At 57.9% G+C, this 16588-nt stretch carries 18 protein-coding genes; 8 read left to right on the forward strand and 10 right to left on the reverse strand.

The features are described 5' to 3' along the window. Positions 1–78: 78 nt before the first annotated feature. A complete protein-coding gene (locus EQV97_RS17605) occupies positions 79–612 on the reverse strand; it encodes a gluconokinase (protein ID WP_122840190.1) in 534 nt (177 codons plus the stop codon). Between the two features lie 214 nt (positions 613–826). On the opposite strand from EQV97_RS17605, the gene EQV97_RS17610 reads away from it, so the two are divergent. Beyond that, positions 827–1858, forward strand: a complete 1032-nt coding sequence (locus EQV97_RS17610; protein ID WP_240889370.1) for a LacI family DNA-binding transcriptional regulator — start codon at positions 827–829, stop codon at positions 1856–1858. 52 nt (positions 1859–1910) lie between these two features. Here the strand turns inward: EQV97_RS17610 and EQV97_RS17615 are convergent, their stop codons facing one another. Further along, entirely contained in the window at positions 1911–2786 is an 876-nt protein-coding gene (locus EQV97_RS17615) for a LysR family transcriptional regulator (protein ID WP_240889371.1), read from the reverse strand. Between the two features lie 129 nt (positions 2787–2915). Between EQV97_RS17615 and EQV97_RS17620 the strand changes: the two genes are divergently transcribed. Further along, positions 2916–3347 (forward strand): PACE efflux transporter, encoded by a 432-nt coding sequence (locus EQV97_RS17620; RefSeq protein ID WP_122840187.1) that lies wholly within the window; start codon positions 2916–2918, stop codon positions 3345–3347. A 62-nt stretch (positions 3348–3409) separates the two neighbouring features. Continuing rightward, on the forward strand, positions 3410–4042 hold the full coding sequence (locus EQV97_RS17625) for a glutathione S-transferase (RefSeq protein WP_122840186.1): 633 nt from the start codon (positions 3410–3412) through the stop codon (positions 4040–4042). A gap of 25 nt (positions 4043–4067) precedes the next feature. Here the strand turns inward: EQV97_RS17625 and EQV97_RS17630 are convergent, their stop codons facing one another. Continuing rightward, positions 4068–5387: a PAS domain-containing methyl-accepting chemotaxis protein gene (locus tag EQV97_RS17630; protein WP_122840185.1), complete on the reverse strand. Its 1320-nt coding sequence runs from the start codon at positions 5385–5387 to the stop codon at positions 4068–4070. A 637-nt stretch (positions 5388–6024) separates the two neighbouring features. Between EQV97_RS17630 and EQV97_RS17635 the strand changes: the two genes are divergently transcribed. After that, the gene (locus EQV97_RS17635) at positions 6025–6435 is read left to right on the forward strand and encodes a GNAT family N-acetyltransferase (protein ID WP_122840184.1); all 411 of its coding nucleotides are present in this window, start codon (positions 6025–6027) and stop codon (positions 6433–6435) included. A gap of 44 nt (positions 6436–6479) precedes the next feature. On the opposite strand, the gene def is transcribed toward EQV97_RS17635, so the two are convergent. From def to EQV97_RS17650, 3 genes are all read right to left on the reverse strand, one after another. Then, positions 6480–7019 (reverse strand): peptide deformylase, encoded by a 540-nt coding sequence (def, locus tag EQV97_RS17640; protein WP_122840183.1) that lies wholly within the window; start codon positions 7017–7019, stop codon positions 6480–6482. After that, positions 7016–7972, reverse strand: coding sequence for a YihY/virulence factor BrkB family protein (locus tag EQV97_RS17645; protein WP_045061541.1), 957 nt, complete (start codon positions 7970–7972; stop codon positions 7016–7018). The genes def and EQV97_RS17645 overlap by 4 nt, the downstream gene beginning before the upstream one ends. Before the next feature lie 185 nt (positions 7973–8157). Further along, a complete protein-coding gene (locus tag EQV97_RS17650; RefSeq protein ID WP_045061540.1) occupies positions 8158–8349 on the reverse strand; it encodes a CsbD family protein in 192 nt (63 codons plus the stop codon). A gap of 201 nt (positions 8350–8550) precedes the next feature. Between EQV97_RS17650 and EQV97_RS17655 the strand changes: the two genes are divergently transcribed. Then, positions 8551–8928 (forward strand): hypothetical protein, encoded by a 378-nt coding sequence (locus EQV97_RS17655; protein WP_109634211.1) that lies wholly within the window; start codon positions 8551–8553, stop codon positions 8926–8928. Here EQV97_RS17655 and EQV97_RS17660 read toward each other — a convergent pair. The 3 genes from EQV97_RS17660 to fadD2 form a co-directional block, all read right to left on the reverse strand. Beyond that, positions 8903–9943, reverse strand: coding sequence for a pentapeptide repeat-containing protein (locus tag EQV97_RS17660; RefSeq protein WP_240889372.1), 1041 nt, complete (start codon positions 9941–9943; stop codon positions 8903–8905). The two genes, EQV97_RS17655 and EQV97_RS17660, sit on opposite strands and share 26 nt — an antisense overlap. Positions 9944–10173: 230 nt before the next feature. Beyond that, complete coding sequence (fadD1, locus tag EQV97_RS17665; RefSeq protein ID WP_225569437.1) at positions 10174–11868, reverse strand: long-chain-fatty-acid--CoA ligase FadD1; 1695 nt, start codon at positions 11866–11868, stop codon at positions 10174–10176. Between the two features lie 336 nt (positions 11869–12204). Further along, complete coding sequence (gene fadD2, locus EQV97_RS17670; RefSeq protein ID WP_240889373.1) at positions 12205–13893, reverse strand: long-chain-fatty-acid--CoA ligase FadD2; 1689 nt, start codon at positions 13891–13893, stop codon at positions 12205–12207. Between the two features lie 229 nt (positions 13894–14122). Here fadD2 and EQV97_RS17675 point away from each other — a divergent pair, with 229 nt between their 5' ends. Continuing rightward, entirely contained in the window at positions 14123–15067 is a 945-nt protein-coding gene (locus EQV97_RS17675; protein ID WP_122840179.1) for an alpha/beta hydrolase, read from the forward strand. 41 nt (positions 15068–15108) lie between these two features. Beyond that, a complete protein-coding gene (locus EQV97_RS17680; protein WP_045061536.1) occupies positions 15109–15579 on the forward strand; it encodes a MaoC family dehydratase in 471 nt (156 codons plus the stop codon). A 99-nt stretch (positions 15580–15678) separates the two neighbouring features. On the opposite strand, the gene EQV97_RS17685 is transcribed toward EQV97_RS17680, so the two are convergent. After that, complete coding sequence (locus EQV97_RS17685; protein ID WP_045061535.1) at positions 15679–16146, reverse strand: PA2169 family four-helix-bundle protein; 468 nt, start codon at positions 16144–16146, stop codon at positions 15679–15681. 204 nt (positions 16147–16350) lie between these two features. Here EQV97_RS17685 and EQV97_RS17690 point away from each other — a divergent pair, with 204 nt between their 5' ends. Continuing rightward, positions 16351–16587, forward strand: a complete 237-nt coding sequence (locus tag EQV97_RS17690; protein WP_045061551.1) for a DUF3820 family protein — start codon at positions 16351–16353, stop codon at positions 16585–16587. Position 16588: the final 1 nt, after the last annotated feature.

Consider the following 16588-nt stretch of genomic DNA (forward strand, 5'->3'; position numbering starts at 1 on the left):
GGTGTCTCCTGGTTGTTGTTGTTATTAAAGCGGGTAATTCGCAAGCCATCAGGACAGCGCTGTCTTTTCGCAGAAAACTCATACGCCGGATTTCAGGCCATGTTCCAGCCACCAGCGGTGTGCTTGAACGGCCAACTCGTCGACGCTATGGCTGGAGGCATCCAGCGCCAAGGTCAGCGGTTCGCCCTTGGGCGACTCGAGCGTGGCGAACTGGCTGTCGATCAGGGTCGACGGCATGAAATGGCCGGGGCGGTGGGACACACGCTCGGCGGCCACTTCTGGGGTCAATTCGAGAAACACAAAACCCAGGCCTGGCAGCGCACTGCGCAATACTTCGCGATAGCTGTGCTTGAGGGCCGAGCAGGTCAATACCGGGCGTTGGCCCTGGGCGTCGACACGGCGCAGTTCATCGCACAGGCTGTCGAGCCAGCCGGCACGGTCCTGATCATTGAGGGGGATGCCCGCGCTCATCTTTTCGATGTTGGCAGCAGGATGGAAAGTGTCGCCTTCGATGGCCGTTGCGCCGCTGAGCTGGCACAGCGCTTCGCTGACGCAGGTTTTGCCGCAACCGGCAACGCCCATGATGACCAGGGCGGTGATGGGATGATTCATGTAACACCTCAGCACGCAGACAGCGCTACCTTTGCCAGCTTTGACACTGGTTCAAAAGCAGAAGTTGCCGACGCCTTCTTGTCATTTTTGTGGGTTGCAACATTTCGTACCCAACGCCGAGAAGCGAGGTTCAGGCAAAACTCGCTTACGCATTTGCAGCTGCTTCGGGACAGCGCTACCTTAGTGCCTCGAATTTTGTTTGGCAAGCCGTCCGATGATCTCCCCTAAAAACGATAAGAATACGCGCACCACTGGCCGCCCTACCCTCAACGAAGTGGCGCGCCTGGCCGGTGTCAGCCCGATTACCGCATCCCGAGCCCTGCGCGGGGTCAGCACGGTGGCCGCCGACCTGGTGGAGAAGGTGCAGAAAGCGGCGCTGGAACTCAACTACGTGGTCAACCCCGCCGCCCGTGCCCTCGCCTCTGCACAGGGCCACTCCGTGGTGGTGCTGGTGCCGTCGCTGTCCAACCTGCTGTTCATCGACACCCTGGAAGCCATTCATCAGGTGTTACGTCCCAAGGGCTTCGAGGTGCTGATCGGCAACTTCCACTACTCGCGCGATGAAGAAGAAAACCTGCTGCGCAACTACATGGCCTATCAGCCAAGGGGCTTGCTGCTGACCGGTTTCGACCGCACTGAAAGCTCGCGACGCATGATCGAGGCCAGCAACATCCCGTGCGTGTACATGATGGAGCTCGACAGCGCTGCGGGCGTCAATTGCGTGGGCTTTTCGCAGTTGGCCGCCGGTGAAACGGCGGCGCAACATTTGCTGTCCCGCGGTCGCAAGCGCCTGGCCTACATCGGCGCCCAGCTGGACCAGCGCACCCTGTTGCGCGGCGAAGGTTTTCGCAAGGCGCTGCAACAGGCCGGGCTGTACGACCCAGATCTGGAGGTCCTGACTCCGCGCGCATCCTCCGTTGGCCTGGGCGGCGAGTTGTTCATGCAGTTACTGGCCAGTCATCCAGACGTCGATGCCATCTTCTTCGGCAACGACGACCTGGCCCAGGGTGCGTTGCTCGAAGCCATGCGGTTCGGGATCAAGGTTCCGGAGCAGGTGGCAATCCTGGGCTTCAACGACCTGCCAGCCTCAGCGCACATGGTGCCGCGCCTGAGCAGCATCAGCACACCGCGCGAGGCCATCGGCCGGCGTTCGGCGGAGTTGATGCTGACCTTGCTGGCAGGCAACACCGTGGCCAGGCCGGTGCTGGACATGGGGTTTGAGTTGAAGGTGCGCGAGAGCACGTAAATCCCGACGATTCTGGAAAAACGCGCCCCCCCCCTGCGCAAGGAGGCCGGTGTCATTGGTTGGCCATCAGCTCCACAAACGCCAACGCACCCTTCTGCAGCGGCTGGCTCTTGAGCCACACCGCATGCACCGGCAGCACCAGGCCATTCTCGATATTGCGGAAATTCAGGCGCTGCAGCCGGCCCGCGTCGAGTAATGGCTGCACCACCGACTGCGGAAAATTGCCCCAACCCAACCCGGCTTCAACCATGTCCAGCGCCATCGCCAGGGTGTCGGTGCGCCAATGGGACTCGCCCAACAGCGGGCGGGTGTCACTGATCGGCAGATCACGGCTGGCGACGATGATCTGGCGCAGGTGCACCAGGTCTTCCAGAAACAGCTCCTGCCCCGGTAACAACGGATAGTCCGCCGAGAGTGTGGCAATCATCCGTTCCGAACCGACAAACTGGAAGCGTTCGAGCACGTTCATGTTCAGCCCGGCGAACGCCAGGCACACGCTGACCCTGCCGCTGTGCAGCATGGCCAACACGTCATCTTGCGCAGCGGTGAGCAGTTCAATGTCCAGTAACGGAAAACGCCGGGCGATGACCTTGATCGCGGCCAACACCGCGCGCTTGTCCAGGTCGGCCACCACCCCAATCGACAACTTGCTTTCCAGCCCCAACGACAGCTCGATAGCGTGCACCTGCAACTGCTTGAGCTGCTCGGCGATCAACCGTGCATGGGGCACCAGCGCCGCAGCCATGGCGGTCGGCACCGGTTCGCGATGGCTGCGATCGAACAACAGGTAACCGAGTTCAGCCTCCAGGTTGGCTATACCCATACTGACCGCCGACGGCACCCGGCCCAAAGACCGAGCGGCAGCAGAAAACGACCCGCGCTCAATCACGGCAAGAAACAGTTCGATGCTGTCGCTGTTGAAACTCATGTTTAACCTGTCAATAAAACTGAAAGCATCTGACTTTTTCTGTCACCCCTATTGAAGCTATCTTGCGCCGCCTCCGCCAGTGGGTTCAACACATCTGGCTTTTTTTATTCGTCGCAAGAGGTTGTATTCATGCAAGGTGTCAAACGAAAGCTGGTCTATGTGTCGCTGTATGAAATCATCGGCATGACATTCTCGGCACTTGGCCTGGCGCTGTTGTCGGGCACATCGCCCGGCAGCACCGGTCCCCTGGCGGTGATCATTACCACCATCGCCGTGACCTGGAATTTCATCTACACCTCGCTGTTCGAGCGCTGGGAAAGCCGTCAGGTGTCGCGTACCCGCACCGTGAAACGGCGCATCGCCCATGCAGTGGGATTTCAACTAACCTTGATAGTGTTTCTGATCCCGTTGATCGCCTGGTGGATGAACATCAGCCTGGTACAAGCCTTCCTGCTGGACCTGGCACTGATCATCTTCATCCCCTGCTACACGTTCGCGTTCAACTGGTTGTTTGATCGCACCTTTGGTTTGCCCGCTTCTGCACTACCGGACCCGGCCTGATTGCCAGTCGGACACTACCCTGTCAGATTCCTGAAGCGGCTGAACGCTAAAGGAGTAGCTCGATGGAACATGCACTGAAGATTCTTGGTAAAGCGTCCTCGATCAACGTCAGAAAAGTCCTGTGGACCTGCGACGAACTGGGCGTTTCCTACGAACGTGAGGACTGGGGCAGCGGCTTCGCGTCAACCCACAGCCCCGAATTCATCAAGCTCAACCCCAACGCCCAGGTGCCGGTGATCATTGACGAGGCCGGCGTGTTGTGGGAATCCAACACCATCTGTCGCTACCTCGCGGGCAAGCACCATCACACCGAACTGCTGCCTGGCGAACCGGCAGCCCGGGCCCGCGTCGAGCAATGGATGGACTGGCAGGCCACCGAACTCAATCGTTCCTGGAGTTATGCGTTCACCGGGCTGGTGCGTCGGGATCCGGAGTTCCTTGACCCGCACCTGATCGCCACCGGGGTGCGCGGCTGGAACCAGAAAATGGCCATACTCGAGCAACAGCTCAAGGCCACCGGTGCCTATGTCGCCGGGCCGCATTTCACCGTGGCCGACATCGTCATCGGCCTGTCGATCAACCGCTGGCTGATGACCCCCATGGATCGCCCCGACTTGCCCGCCGTCGATGAGTATTTTCAACGGCTGGCGCAACGCCCGGGGTTTCTCAGGCATGGCTGCAATGGCTTGCCGTGAAGGTGGGTGAGTTCAATCGCGGCGGTCAGTTCAACTGTAACGTCGAGTTGAACTGACTGATCGCATCCACCACATGTCGCGAGCCCTGCTGGATTTCCAGGATCACCTCCCCGGCTTCGTTCGCCAGTTCAACCCCAAGCCCTGTGCGGCTCAGGCTCGACTGCATGCTCGTCACCGCACTCAGCGACAGGTCATGGTTCTTGCGTACCACTTCGACAATCTCCAGCGTCGCCTGGCTGGTCCTCGCTGCCAGGCTGCGGACTTCGTCGGCCACCACCGCAAAACCACGGCCGTGCTCCCCCGCCCGGGCCGCTTCGATGGCGGCGTTGAGTGCCAGCAGATTGGTCTGATCCGCAATGCCGCGAATGGTCTGGACAATGGTGCCGATGATTTCGGACTGCTTGCTCACAGCATCAATGCTCAGTGCCGCCTCGTTCAGGTCGCGGGAAATGTCCTGGATGATCTGCACGGTCTGCTGCACCACCTGGGAACCTTTCTGTGCGCAGGCGTCGTTTTGTACCGACGTGCTGTGGGCCGATTCGGCAGCGGTCTGCAGGGTGGTGACCTGAGGCGTGATGTCACTGGCGAACTTGACGACTTTGTACAGGCGCCCCTTGGCATCGAACAGCGGGTTGTAGGACGCTTCCAGGAACACCGTATGACCGTACTTGTCTCTGCGCTCGAAACGGTGCGAGTGATATTCACCGCGATTGAGCGAGGCCCAGAACGCTTTATAGGTCTGCGACTCGCTCTCAGCTCGATGGCAAAAAAGGCTGTGGTGCTGGCCCACGACCTCGTTCAGCGAGTAATGCATGGTTTTGAGGAAGTTATCGTTGGCCGTGATAACGGTACCGTCCGGCTTGAATTCGATGACGGCCATGGAGCGCCCGATAGCGGCGAGCAGGCTGTCGTTTTCGTGCTCCCGATTGATCCGGGCGGTGATGTCCGCCGCGACTTTCATCACGCTGCGCACCTGCCGATCAGCCCCGTAAACCGGCATGTAGCTGGCCTCCAGCCAGACTTCCCGACCGTTCCTGTCCAGGCGCTGGAACGTACCACTGACCGGCTCGCCCCGCGCCAGGTCCCGCCACAGTTTCGCGTATTCCTCGCTGCGGTAAAAAGCCTCCTCACAAAAAATCCGGTGGTGCTTGCCGCGCACTTCCTCGGCGCTGTAACCCATGGTGCTGCAGAAATTCTCGTTGGCATCGATGACGATGCCATCAGGCGTGAACTCGATGATTGCCATCGACCGGCTGACCGCAGCCAGCTTGGCATTGGCTTCGGTCAACGCGCCGCTGAAGCGCTCGATTTCCAGCAGGTCAGCCTTGTGATGTAGGTTAAACATGTCGTATCACCCTAAGCACGGTCTTTTGATTGAAGAAAGTTCGGCCTTTCTACGTATCCACCACAATGCTCCATGGAACATGGCATACGCCCCCCCATTAAATGGGGGGTTCGCTCAGGTGATAAATGATGTTCAATCGGAGGGTCCATGGTGCGACGCTCTTATCAAGACATCCTTCTCTTGATAGCCCGGAATCGAGCCAAACCTGACAGTCTCATGAGTAACTCCCTTTCGCGTACCACTCCTTGTTACGAGTCAGCATAGACAGGCAATAACCGTACGCAAGGCCACTAGTCGGCCATTACGCAGCATAAATTGAACTTTTTTCAGCGGGCGAACCTTACGGGCATCGCGGGGGACGTGATGCTTACGCCGCACAGCCGTGCAGCAGGAGCCCGAGGACCGGGCTCCCTTGTTGCGGGATCAATGGCCGAACACGTCCACCTTCTTGGCCTTCTTGTCCGCGCGCTTTTCATCAGCGGTTTTCGCCGGTTTTTTCTTCGCTGCTTTCTTTGAATCCATGCCTTTGGCCATGATACGTACTCCACTCATACGGGATGTGAGATCAGGTATACACCTATCGCCGTGCGCGCGTTCTTTTATAATCCCAGGCTTTGCGCACCAACAGACCGAACCCATGCCCGACACCCAGTACACTCTGCTCGCCGAGCCCTTGTGGCCGCTGATGAACAAGTTTTATCGAAGCCATCAATCGTCGATGAAAGCCGTGCGCGACGCCCAGCTATGGGTCGCCAGGCGTGAGCAAATCATCGGTGCATTGTGTTTGCGGCCGGTGGCGGACGGGCATTGGTTGACCGGACTGTTTGTTGACCCGGGTTGTCGTGAACAGGGGATCGCGGGCGCGTTGATCGCCGAGGCCATCAAGGGGCTGCAGGGGCCGGTGTGGTTGTTCTGTCATCCGGACTTGCGCGGCTTCTATGAGCGCCGGGGGTTCAGCTTCGACCCGGTGCTGCCGTATGCGATGGCTGAACGGTTGAGTCGTTATGCGCGCAGCAAGCCGATGATTGCGATGGGGGCAGGCCTGTAACCCGCCCCTGTGGGAGGACCCTATTGCATTGAGGTTAATTCTGGTCAGTCGTCAGCGTTCGGGTCGAGGTCCGGGAACATCACTTCAGTGAAGCCAAACTTGCTGAAATCGGTGATGCGCGACGGGTACAGTCGTCCGATCAGGTGATCGCACTCATGCTGCACCACCCGGGCATGGAAGTCCGAGGCAAAACGCACAATGGGTTGGCCTTTAGGATCAAAACCTTCGTAGCGGATTTCCCGATACCGATTTACCGCACCGCGCAGGCCCGGGACCGACAGGCAGCCTTCGAACCCCTCCTCCATCACCGGGCTCAGCGGCGTGATCAGCGGGTTGATCAGGATGGTCTGCGGCACGGCCTCGGCATCCGGGTAACGTTCACTGTGCTCGAACCCGAAGATCACCAATTGCAGGTCAACGCCGATTTGCGGAGCGGCCAGGCCGACACCGCCAACGCTCTCCATGGTCTGGAACATATCGTCGATCAACTGCCACAACTGCGGCGAGTCGTACATTTCGACAGGCACCGGCGGGGCGATGCGCAGCAGTCGCTCATCGCCCATTTTCAGGATTTCACGGATCATTTGATGACTTCGTCAGTGGATGGCTTGATCGAGTGATCCCGACCCAGTCCGGAAACATGTTGTTTAGGTTCTTCGGCGAGCTCACCGGGGACTTTCTCGCCCGGGTCCTTGCCTTCGCTGGACATGTGTTCGATCACCGCATTCATCTCCGCCCCCAGCAACAACACGGCAGCAGAAATGTAGAAATACAGGAGCAACACGATGATCGCGCCGATACTGCCATACATGGCGTTGTAGTTGGCGAACTCCTTCACGTACAAGCCAAAACCCACGGACGCGAGTATCCATACCACCACCGCCAGCACCGAGCCTGGGGTGATGAAACGGAACTCCTGTTTGACGTCAGGCATCACGTAGTAGATCAACGCCACCGCCACCATCAGCAGGATCACCACCACAGGCCAGCGGGCGATGGTCCACAGGGTCACGATGAAATACTCCATGCCCACCTGCGCGGCGATCCAGCCCATCACCTGCGGCCCGAGCACCATCAGCGCCGCCGCGATCAGCAGCATGCCGGCAATGCCGATGGTGTAGAAAATCGACAGCGGCAGACGTTTCCACGCCGGACGTCCTTCGACCACGTCATAGGCAGCGTTCATCGCACTCATCAACAGGCGTACGCCGGCAGACGCGGTCCACAGCGCGATCACGATACCTACCGAGAGCAACCCGCCCTTGGATTGCTGCAACTGGTCGATCACCGGGTTCACCTGCTCCACGGCCTGGGGCGGCAACACCAGCTCCGACTGCAGGCGCAACCAGGAGAAGAAGTCCGGCAGGTGCAGAAAACCGATCAGGGCGATCAGGAACAGAATGAAGGGGAATAGCGAGAACAACATCTGGTAGGCCAGCGCCGACGCATAGGTCGACATCTCGTCATCGATGAATTCGGTGACCGTGCGCACCATCACGCGGTGGATGGGCAGACCTTTCATGTCCGGGAAAATCATTAGCGTCTCCTTTCGCCGCAAAAATCGGGTTCAAGTCGGGGCGACTCAGGGGCCGTTGCCATCAATGTAGCCTGCATCAAAATAGCCTTGTTCGGCGGCTTTGAAACAAATTCTGTGTTCAAGTTCCAGCTGAAACAAAAACGGCCATCCGCAGATGGCCGTTCATAATAGCTTCACAGGCCCGATCAGGCCTTGTCGACGCCTTTCTTTACCGCGTCTTTGGCTTTGCCCACTGCTTGCTGAGCTTCGCCTTTCTTTTCCTGCACTACGCCTTCGGCACGCATTTTGTCGTTGCCGGTCGCCTTGCCTACGCCTTGTTTGACGTTACCGACTGCTTCGTTAGCTACGCCTTTTACTTTATCGCCAGTGCTGCTCATGGTGTCTCTCCTGTGAACAATTGAACGAACAAAAGTGCTTACAGAAAGATTGACCGGAGGGATTTGCCGGGAGTTTCATTTATTTTGCGCAGAAGATTTCATCGATCCGGGCAGGTTGGGCTTTATGTTTGCCCGCCAACACCCGAGAATGCGCAACGTATTCAGGCCATGGCGCTGAAGATCCAACCCTGTAGGAATGTTATGAAACTCGATAAAAAGCAGGCCATTGCCCGCAGAAACCAGGAACTCGGTGGTGCTGTGCTTGGCGTCAACAACTGCCATTTCACCGAATTGAACCGCAACCGCAATATCTGGTGGTTCGACATCCCGGTAGCACGCCTGGCCATTGGTCAGTACGAGTGGGTGCACCTGCTGATGCACACACCGGATACCGACGAACTGCTGCACCTGAAGGTGCCCACTGTGTTCCTGCGTGAGAAGCTCGAAGGGCTGGTGGTGCGCAACGAGGGCAAACGCAAAGCAGCCCTGAGCCTGGAACTGAGTGCCGACAAAGACTCGTACCTGCAAGACATGCGTCCAGCGGGCACCAACGTCAACTTCGCGCCGTTCCGCCTGTAATCGCCGGGGTAGAAGGACTGGCCGTTTGCGCGCCCGACGAAGTCTTGTCCGGAACGAAGACGAGGGTTTTCCCGTAGAGTTTCGCCAAGTCCATCTTGAATGGATGGAGGTCGATCAGGCGCTGCACCAGGTCCCGATCGATTTCACCTTTACGATATGGCTCCTGTTTTGTATCCAGCCACAATGGCAACAATCGAAGATTGAACGATTTGATTTCAGGTACCTGGTTATAGCCACGATTATTGAACAACATCTTCACCAGCGTCGGCAGGTGGCGCTGCAGCGCGACGTCATCCAAGCGTTCCAATTGCTTGATCACCGATAGCATTAATAAGTTTTTCAGTTCCTGATAAGCGGGATCGATGCTGTGGATAGACTCCAATAAATTCCCGAGGCTCACGCCTGTCCTGGCCTCTTGCAGAGTTCGCCTGATGGAATTTTGATTCAAGGACATCTGCACGTTACTGAGATTGGCGCCGCTGAACTTCACTTGATCAAGGTCAAGGTTGGTTAGGTCGGCGTCAGACAAATTACAGTGCGAGAGATCGGTAGATTTGAGTGTCGCCCCTGCCAAGTTGGCGCCACCGAAATACGAACCGGAAAAGTCGACATTCCCCAGTACCAGATTTGGCAGGTTTGCGTTGGCAAACAAAACTCCTTTCATATCAATGTCGTAGATCTGCGAATCAGGCCAGTTGACCGCAGAAAGATTCGCAAATCCGTGCCGGACACGGTCAGTGACTGCCGGAAGAGGTAACTGGAGCGGCGAGTAATGGCCAATGCAAACAGGACCTGAATGGTTTTTTAGCGCTGGTAAATCAAACGCATCGTCAGAACCAAATGTTAATGTTGACGCTTTCTTCTCAGCCAAGAAACGTTTGGCAGGGTTGAGGACTGTGTTGCCAGTGCGCTTCAGCGTCTTGGCAACAACACTTGATCCCCCGTTGGATCCTTGGCTCTCGCGAGAGCGAGAACAGTTCCTGGTGGGCGAAAGGGATAAGGGTGGCAGCGGCATAAGCATCACTCCATGAAAGATAGCATTGGCCAGGAGCCCGCAATCAAATCACGCCCCCATACCCAAGACTTTCAGAAAACGCACAACGGGCTGATGCATGCGTGCGGCAGTGCGAGCCATTGCGGAATCGCGCGCAAAAAAAATCCGCCGGCCGTTTCGGGCTGCGGATTTTTCGACGGTTCCAATGATCAGCCAGCGTCCCCCGATTGGCAGGCGACGCCAGTTGCCATTCAGGCCTTCTTCAGGCCCAGCTTCTTCAACTCCTCGTCGCGCAATTCGCGCCGCAGGATCTTGCCGACGTTGGTGGTCGGCAGCGCATCGCGAAACTCCACGGAGCGCGGCACCTTGTAGCCGGTGACATTGGCACGCATGTGCTCCATCACCGTTTCCTTGGTCAGGGTCACGCCCGGCTTGACGACGATGAAGAGCTTGATCGCTTCACCCGACTTCTCGTCCGGCACGCCAATCGCTGCGCACTGCAACACGCCTGGCAGGGTCGCCAGCACGTCTTCCAGCTCGTTGGGATACACGTTGAAGCCGGACACCAGGATCATGTCTTTCTTGCGATCGACAATACGCATGTAGCCATCCGGCTGGATCAGGGCGATGTCACCGGTCTTCAGCCAGCCTTCGCTGTCGAGGATCTCATCGGTGGCGTCCTGGCGCTGCCAGTAACCCTTCATCACCTGCGGCCCTTTCACGCACAGTTCACCGATTTCACCCAGCGGCTGTTCCACACCGGCATCATCGATGATCTTGCACAGGGTCGACGGTACCGGAATGCCGATGGTGCCGATCTGGATGTGCTGGATCGGATTCACCGTGGCCACCGGGCTGGTTTCGGTCATGCCGTACCCTTCACAGATGGAGCAACCGGTGACCGCCTTCCAGCGCTCGGCGGCCGCCAGCTGCAAGGCCATGCCGCCTGACAGGGTCACCTTCAGGGCTGAGAAGTCCAGCTTGCGGAAACCTTCGTTGTTGCACAGCGCAACGAAGAGCGTATTGAGGCCGACAAAACCGCTGAACTTCCACTTCGACAACTCCTTGACCATCGCCGGCAGGTCGCGCGGGTTGCTGATGAGGATGTTGTGGTTGCCGATCAACATCATCGCCATGCAATGAAAGGTGAAGGCGTAGATGTGGTACAGCGGCAGCGGCGTGATCAGGATCTCGCAACCTTCATTCAGGTTGGACCCCATCAGCGCCTTGCACTGCAGCATGTTCGCTACCAGGTTGCGATGGGTGAGCATCGCGCCCTTGGCCACGCCGGTGGTGCCGCCGGTGTATTGCAACACGGCCACATCGCTGCTGGCCGGGCAGGCTTCGGTGACTGGCTGGCCGTGGCCCTTGCTCAATACGTCGTTGAACTTGATCGCCTTGGGCAAGTGATAGGCCGGGACCATTTTCTTCACGTACTTGATGACGCTGTTGATCAGCAGGCGCTTGAGCGGCGGCAGCAGGTCGGCGACTTCGGTGACGATGACGTGCCTGACCCCGGTCTTGGGTACCACGGTCTGCGCCAAATGGGCCATGTTGGCCAGGCAGACCAGGGCCTTGGCACCGGAGTCGTTGAATTGATGTTCCATTTCCCGCGCGGTGTACAGCGGGTTGGTATTGACCACGATCAGCCCGGCGCGAATCGCGCCGAAGACGGCCACCGGGTACTGCAACACGTTCGGCAATTGCACGGCGATTCGATCGCCTGGCTGCAAGTCGGTATGCTGTTGCAGATAAGCGGCGAAGGCGCCCGACAGTTCGTACAATTGACCGTAGGTGAGTGTCTTGCCCAGGTTGCTGAACGCCGGCTTGTTGGCGAAGCGTTGGCAGGACTGCTTCAGCACTGCCTGAATATTCGGGTACTCGTCCGGATTGATGTCGGCAGCAATCCCGGCAGGGTACTTATCCTTCCAAAAGTCTTCGATCATGGAAGCCCACTCCTCAGCAACGCGAATTCAGCACCGCATTTGATGCGATTATTATTGGTGTTTGATCAGAGGCAAAACCGGCGTTTTCCAAAGGCCGGCAAGTCCCAAAGCGCGCCGAGAGTAGCAGCTTTGCCAAGGGTCGACTAGAGCCAAAAGCGGGCTCTACAGTCACAATGGTGACTCTTGAATATCTTATAGTCAGTTTTAGAGCAAAAATTCTATAGGTCGCCTGGAAGCAAAAGATCGCAGCCTTCGGCAGCTCCTGCAGAGGAACGCATTCTCATGCAGGAGCTGGGGAAGGCTGCGATCTTTGACGTCATCCAGCCCTAGTGATCACTAAGCAATATCACGCAACTCCCGCCGCAATATCTTGCCCACCGGCGTCATCGGCAACGATTCGCGTAACACAATATGCTTGGGTACTTTGTAAGCCGTGAAGTTTTCCTTGCAGTAGGCCTTCAGCTCTTCAAGGCTGACCCCGGACTCGCGCGCCACCACAAACAATTTCACCGCCTCCCCCGAGCGCTCGTCAGGTACACCGATCACCGCGCAGTTGGCGACTTTCGGGTGAGCCATCACCACGTCCTCGATCTCGTTCGGGTACACGTTGAAACCCGAGACGATGATCATGTCCTTCTTGCGATCAACGATGCGCACGAAACCATCCGGGTCGATCACAGCAATATCGCCGGACTTGAACCAGCCCTCGGCATCCAGTACTTCGGCTGTCGCCTCAGGCTTGTGCCAGTAGCCTTTCATGATCTGCGGGCCCTTGATGCACAGCTCGCCGCGTTCGCCCAAGGCTTGCTCGACGCCCTCATCGTTGATGATTTTCAGCGTGGTACCCGGTACTGGCAGGCCCACCGTACCAATGCGCGACTTGTCACCGTAGGGATTGGTGCAAGCCACAGGTGACGTTTCGGTCAGACCGTAGCCTGCGGTGATGCGGCATCCGGTGAGTTTTTCCCAGCGCTCGGCAGTGGCCTTGACCAACGCAGTGCCACCGGAATTGGTCAGCTTGAGGCTGGAGAAGTCCAGGGTCTTGAAATCAGGATGATCCATCAACGCGACAAACAAAGTGTTCAACCCCAGCAACGCAGAAAAACGCCAGTTCTTCAGTTCCTTGATAAAGCCCTTGATGTCCCGTGGATTGGTGATCAGCACGTTATGGTTGCCGGTGACCATCATGCACATGCAGTTCGCCGTGAAGGCATAGATGTGATACAGCGGCAGCGGCGCAATCATCACCTCCTGCCCTTCACGCAGCAGCGGCTGGCCGTCGGTACCGAACTGGCCGAGGCAGGCCCTCGCCTGTTGCATGTTCGCCACCAGGTTGCCATGGGTCAGCATCGCGCCCTTGGCCAGGCCAGTGGTGCCGCCGGTGTACTGCAGCACCGCGACATCGTCGAGGCCGGCGTTCAACGGCTTGATCCCCTGCCCCTTGCCCATGCGCAGCGCGCTCTTGAAGGAGATGGCCTGGGGCAGTGAATAGGCCGGAACCATTTTCTTCACTTTGTCGACCACGGTATTGATCAGCCAGCCCTTCGCGGCCGGCATCAGGTCGCCCATTTTGGCTTCGATCAAGTACTGGATGTCGGTGTCCGGCAGCACTTCCTGGACCTTTTGCCCGAACATATTCAGGTACACCAGCGCCCGGGCACCGGAATCCTTGAATTGATGACGCATTTCCCGCGCGGTGTACAACGGGTTGGTATTGACCACGATCAGGCCGGCACGCAAGGCGCCAAACACGGCGATCGGGTAATGCAGGACGTTCGGCATCTGTACCGCGATGCGATCGCCTGGCACCAGGTCGGTATGGGCTTGCAGGTAACCGGCAAACGCGGCGCTGTAGCGTTCCAGTTCGGCGTAGGTCAGGGTCACGCCCATGTTGCTGAATGCCGGGCGGTCGGCGAATTTCTTGCAGGAACGCTCGAACACCTCAATGACCGACTTGTAGGCCCCAAGGTCGATGTTCAGGGGTACGCCGGCCGGGCGTTTGTCATTCCAGAAATCAGGTTGCATTGTTCTTGTCCTCTTTACCTGAACCTATCCGGGCCGCTGTTCTGTCAGTTTCGTCAGACCTGACGCGAAAAGCGGAGCTTCACGGACACTAGCAGTTATGGCGAATCAGGCAAACATGACCGGTACCGTCATTGATCGTGTGAATCTTCCTGCCGTGGTGTAAGGCAGTTCGCACGGCCGCACCCGGAATGCGCTATACAATGCATCGACCCAGCGCAAAGGAATCGCCATGATCCACGACACTTTCTGGCTGACCGCGAGTGACCGCAGTCGCCTGTTCGTCAATCAGTGGCTACCCACCCCTCCCCTGAAAGCCATCGTGCTGCTGGCCCACGGCATGGCGGAGCACAGCGCCCGCTACCAGGGCCTGGCGCAAAAACTCTGCGACCAGGGCTACGGTGTCTATGCCCCCGACCTGCGGGGACATGGCAAAACCGCCGAACATGGAACCCTGGGGCATTTCGCCGACGATGATGGCTGGTGCAAGGTCGTCGGCGACCTGGCGAGCCTCAATCAGCACGTCGGTCAGCAGCATCCCGGGGTGCCGATCCTGCTGATCGGCCATAGCATGGGCAGCTACATCGCCCAGGCCTATCTGCTGCACCACAGCGCCAGCCTGCACGGCGCCGTGCTGAGCGGCTCGAACTTCCAGCCCGTGGCGCTTTATCGCGCAGCCCGGCAGATCGCCCGCGCCGAACGGCTGCGCCAAGGCCCCAAGGGCCGCAGTGCGCTGATCGAGTGGTTGTCGTTCGGCTCGTTCAACAAGCATTTCAAGCCGGTACGCACGCCTTTTGACTGGCTGAGCCGCGACCCGGCCGAAGTCGACAAGTACATCAACGACCCGCTTTGCGGCATGCGCTGCACCAATCAGCTGTGGGTCGATTTGCTGGGCGGCTTGCAGCAAATCAGCAAAGCGTCCAATCTCGCGCAGATCGATCCGGGCCTGCCGCTGCTGGTGATAGGCGGCGAATGTGATCCGGTGAGTGAAGGCAAGCGTCTCAAAGGTCTGGCCAATGCCCTGCGCAAGGCCGGCAGCCAGAATCTGCATCTGATTATTTACCCCCAGGCCCGGCATGAACTCTTCAACGAGATCAACCGCGATCAGGTTATCGACGATCTGTTGAACTGGATCGAGCAGGCGCTGAGCCACCGCCGACCCACCCGGTCGGAATAGTTTTTTTGCGATTTATTTATTCGTGACAGGAATTGAAACAGATGACCCAGGTTACCAACACCCCTTATGAAGCCCTCGAAGTCGGCCAGACCGCCAGCTACAGCAAAACGGTCGAAGAGCGCGACATCCAGTTGTTCGCTGCGATGTCCGGCGATCACAACCCGGTGCACCTGGACGCCGAATATGCTGCAGGCACCATGTTCAAGGAGCGTATCGCCCACGGCATGTTCAGCGGCGCCTTGATCAGCGCAGCCGTGGCCTGCGAACTGCCCGGGCCGGGGACTATCTATATCGGCCAGCAGATGAGCTTCCAGAAGCCGGTAAAGATTGGCGATACTTTGACCGTGCGCCTTGAAATCCTCGAAAAACTGCCGAAGTTTCGTGTGCGCATTGCTACACGCGTATTCAATCAGCGGGATGAGCTGGTGGTAGATGGCGAAGCGGAGATTCTGGCACCGCGCAAGCAGCAGACCGTGACGTTGACGACATTGCCGGCGATCAGCATCGGTTGAAGGGCAAAGATCGTCCACAAGCGGCCCGAGCCTGCAGACGATTTTCAGACGCAAAAAAACGCCGGATCAACCGGCGTTTTTTATGGCTGCCACAAACGCTTACGAGCGAGCGCGAGCCTGGTTACGCAGGGCTTTCACCTGGTCGTGGTTGCGCTGTACGCCGTGGTACTGACGCTCAACCAGGTCACGAATGCCCACCAGATTGTGCTTGTTGATTTTTTCGATGGCTTCTTTGTAAGCCTTCAGCGCATGGTCTTCACCGCGCTCGGCTTCGTTCAACACGGCTTCTTCATCCTTGCCGGTGAACATTGCCTTCACGTCAACCCAACGGCGGTGCAGATCGCCGCTGACGCTGGTGGAAGTTTCCGGATCGCCACCCATGGAGCGCACGGCTGCCTGCAGTTCTGCGGCGGCGGTTGCGCAATCAGCGGAACGGGTCACGAACAGGGTTTTCAGTTCTGGGTGCTTGATGTCTTCAGCGCAGGTCTTGAACCCTTCCTGACCGTCTTTGCTGACTTCGATCAGGTCGTTGAGTACAGAGATGGCTTCTTTATTCATGTCGGTCATTTTTCAATTCCTTGCGGGTTGATGAAAGATGCAATAGCTATTGCACCCTGCATGCCAGCTTTTCACTGAAAACAAATTGCTTATATTTCAATTGCTTATGTTTTATCGTGAAATCTGTATCCGCTTCTTTTGCATGATCTGTCATTTGGCCTGCATGCAGAATGCCTGTATTTTCAAATGTGACTGAATCAAGACGACCCATTGATGAACCCGCAAAAGCTCGAACTGCTGATTACTCGCCAAATGCCCTTTGGAAAATACAAAGGACGCATCATTGCCGACCTCCCCGGCCAGTACCTCAACTGGTTTGCCCGGGAAGGTTTCCCCCACGGCGAACTGGGCGGGCTGCTGGCCCTGATGCAGGAGATCGACCACAACGGCCTGTCGGAGCTGCTTGAACCGCTGCGCGCCAAACACGGCAAACCTGCCCCGCGTCATTGAA

Origin of the sequence: Pseudomonas sp. TMW22090, from assembly GCF_022496665.1 — a bacterium.
In the GTDB taxonomy this organism is placed as follows: Bacteria; Pseudomonadota; Gammaproteobacteria; order Pseudomonadales; family Pseudomonadaceae; genus Aquipseudomonas; species Aquipseudomonas gregormendelii.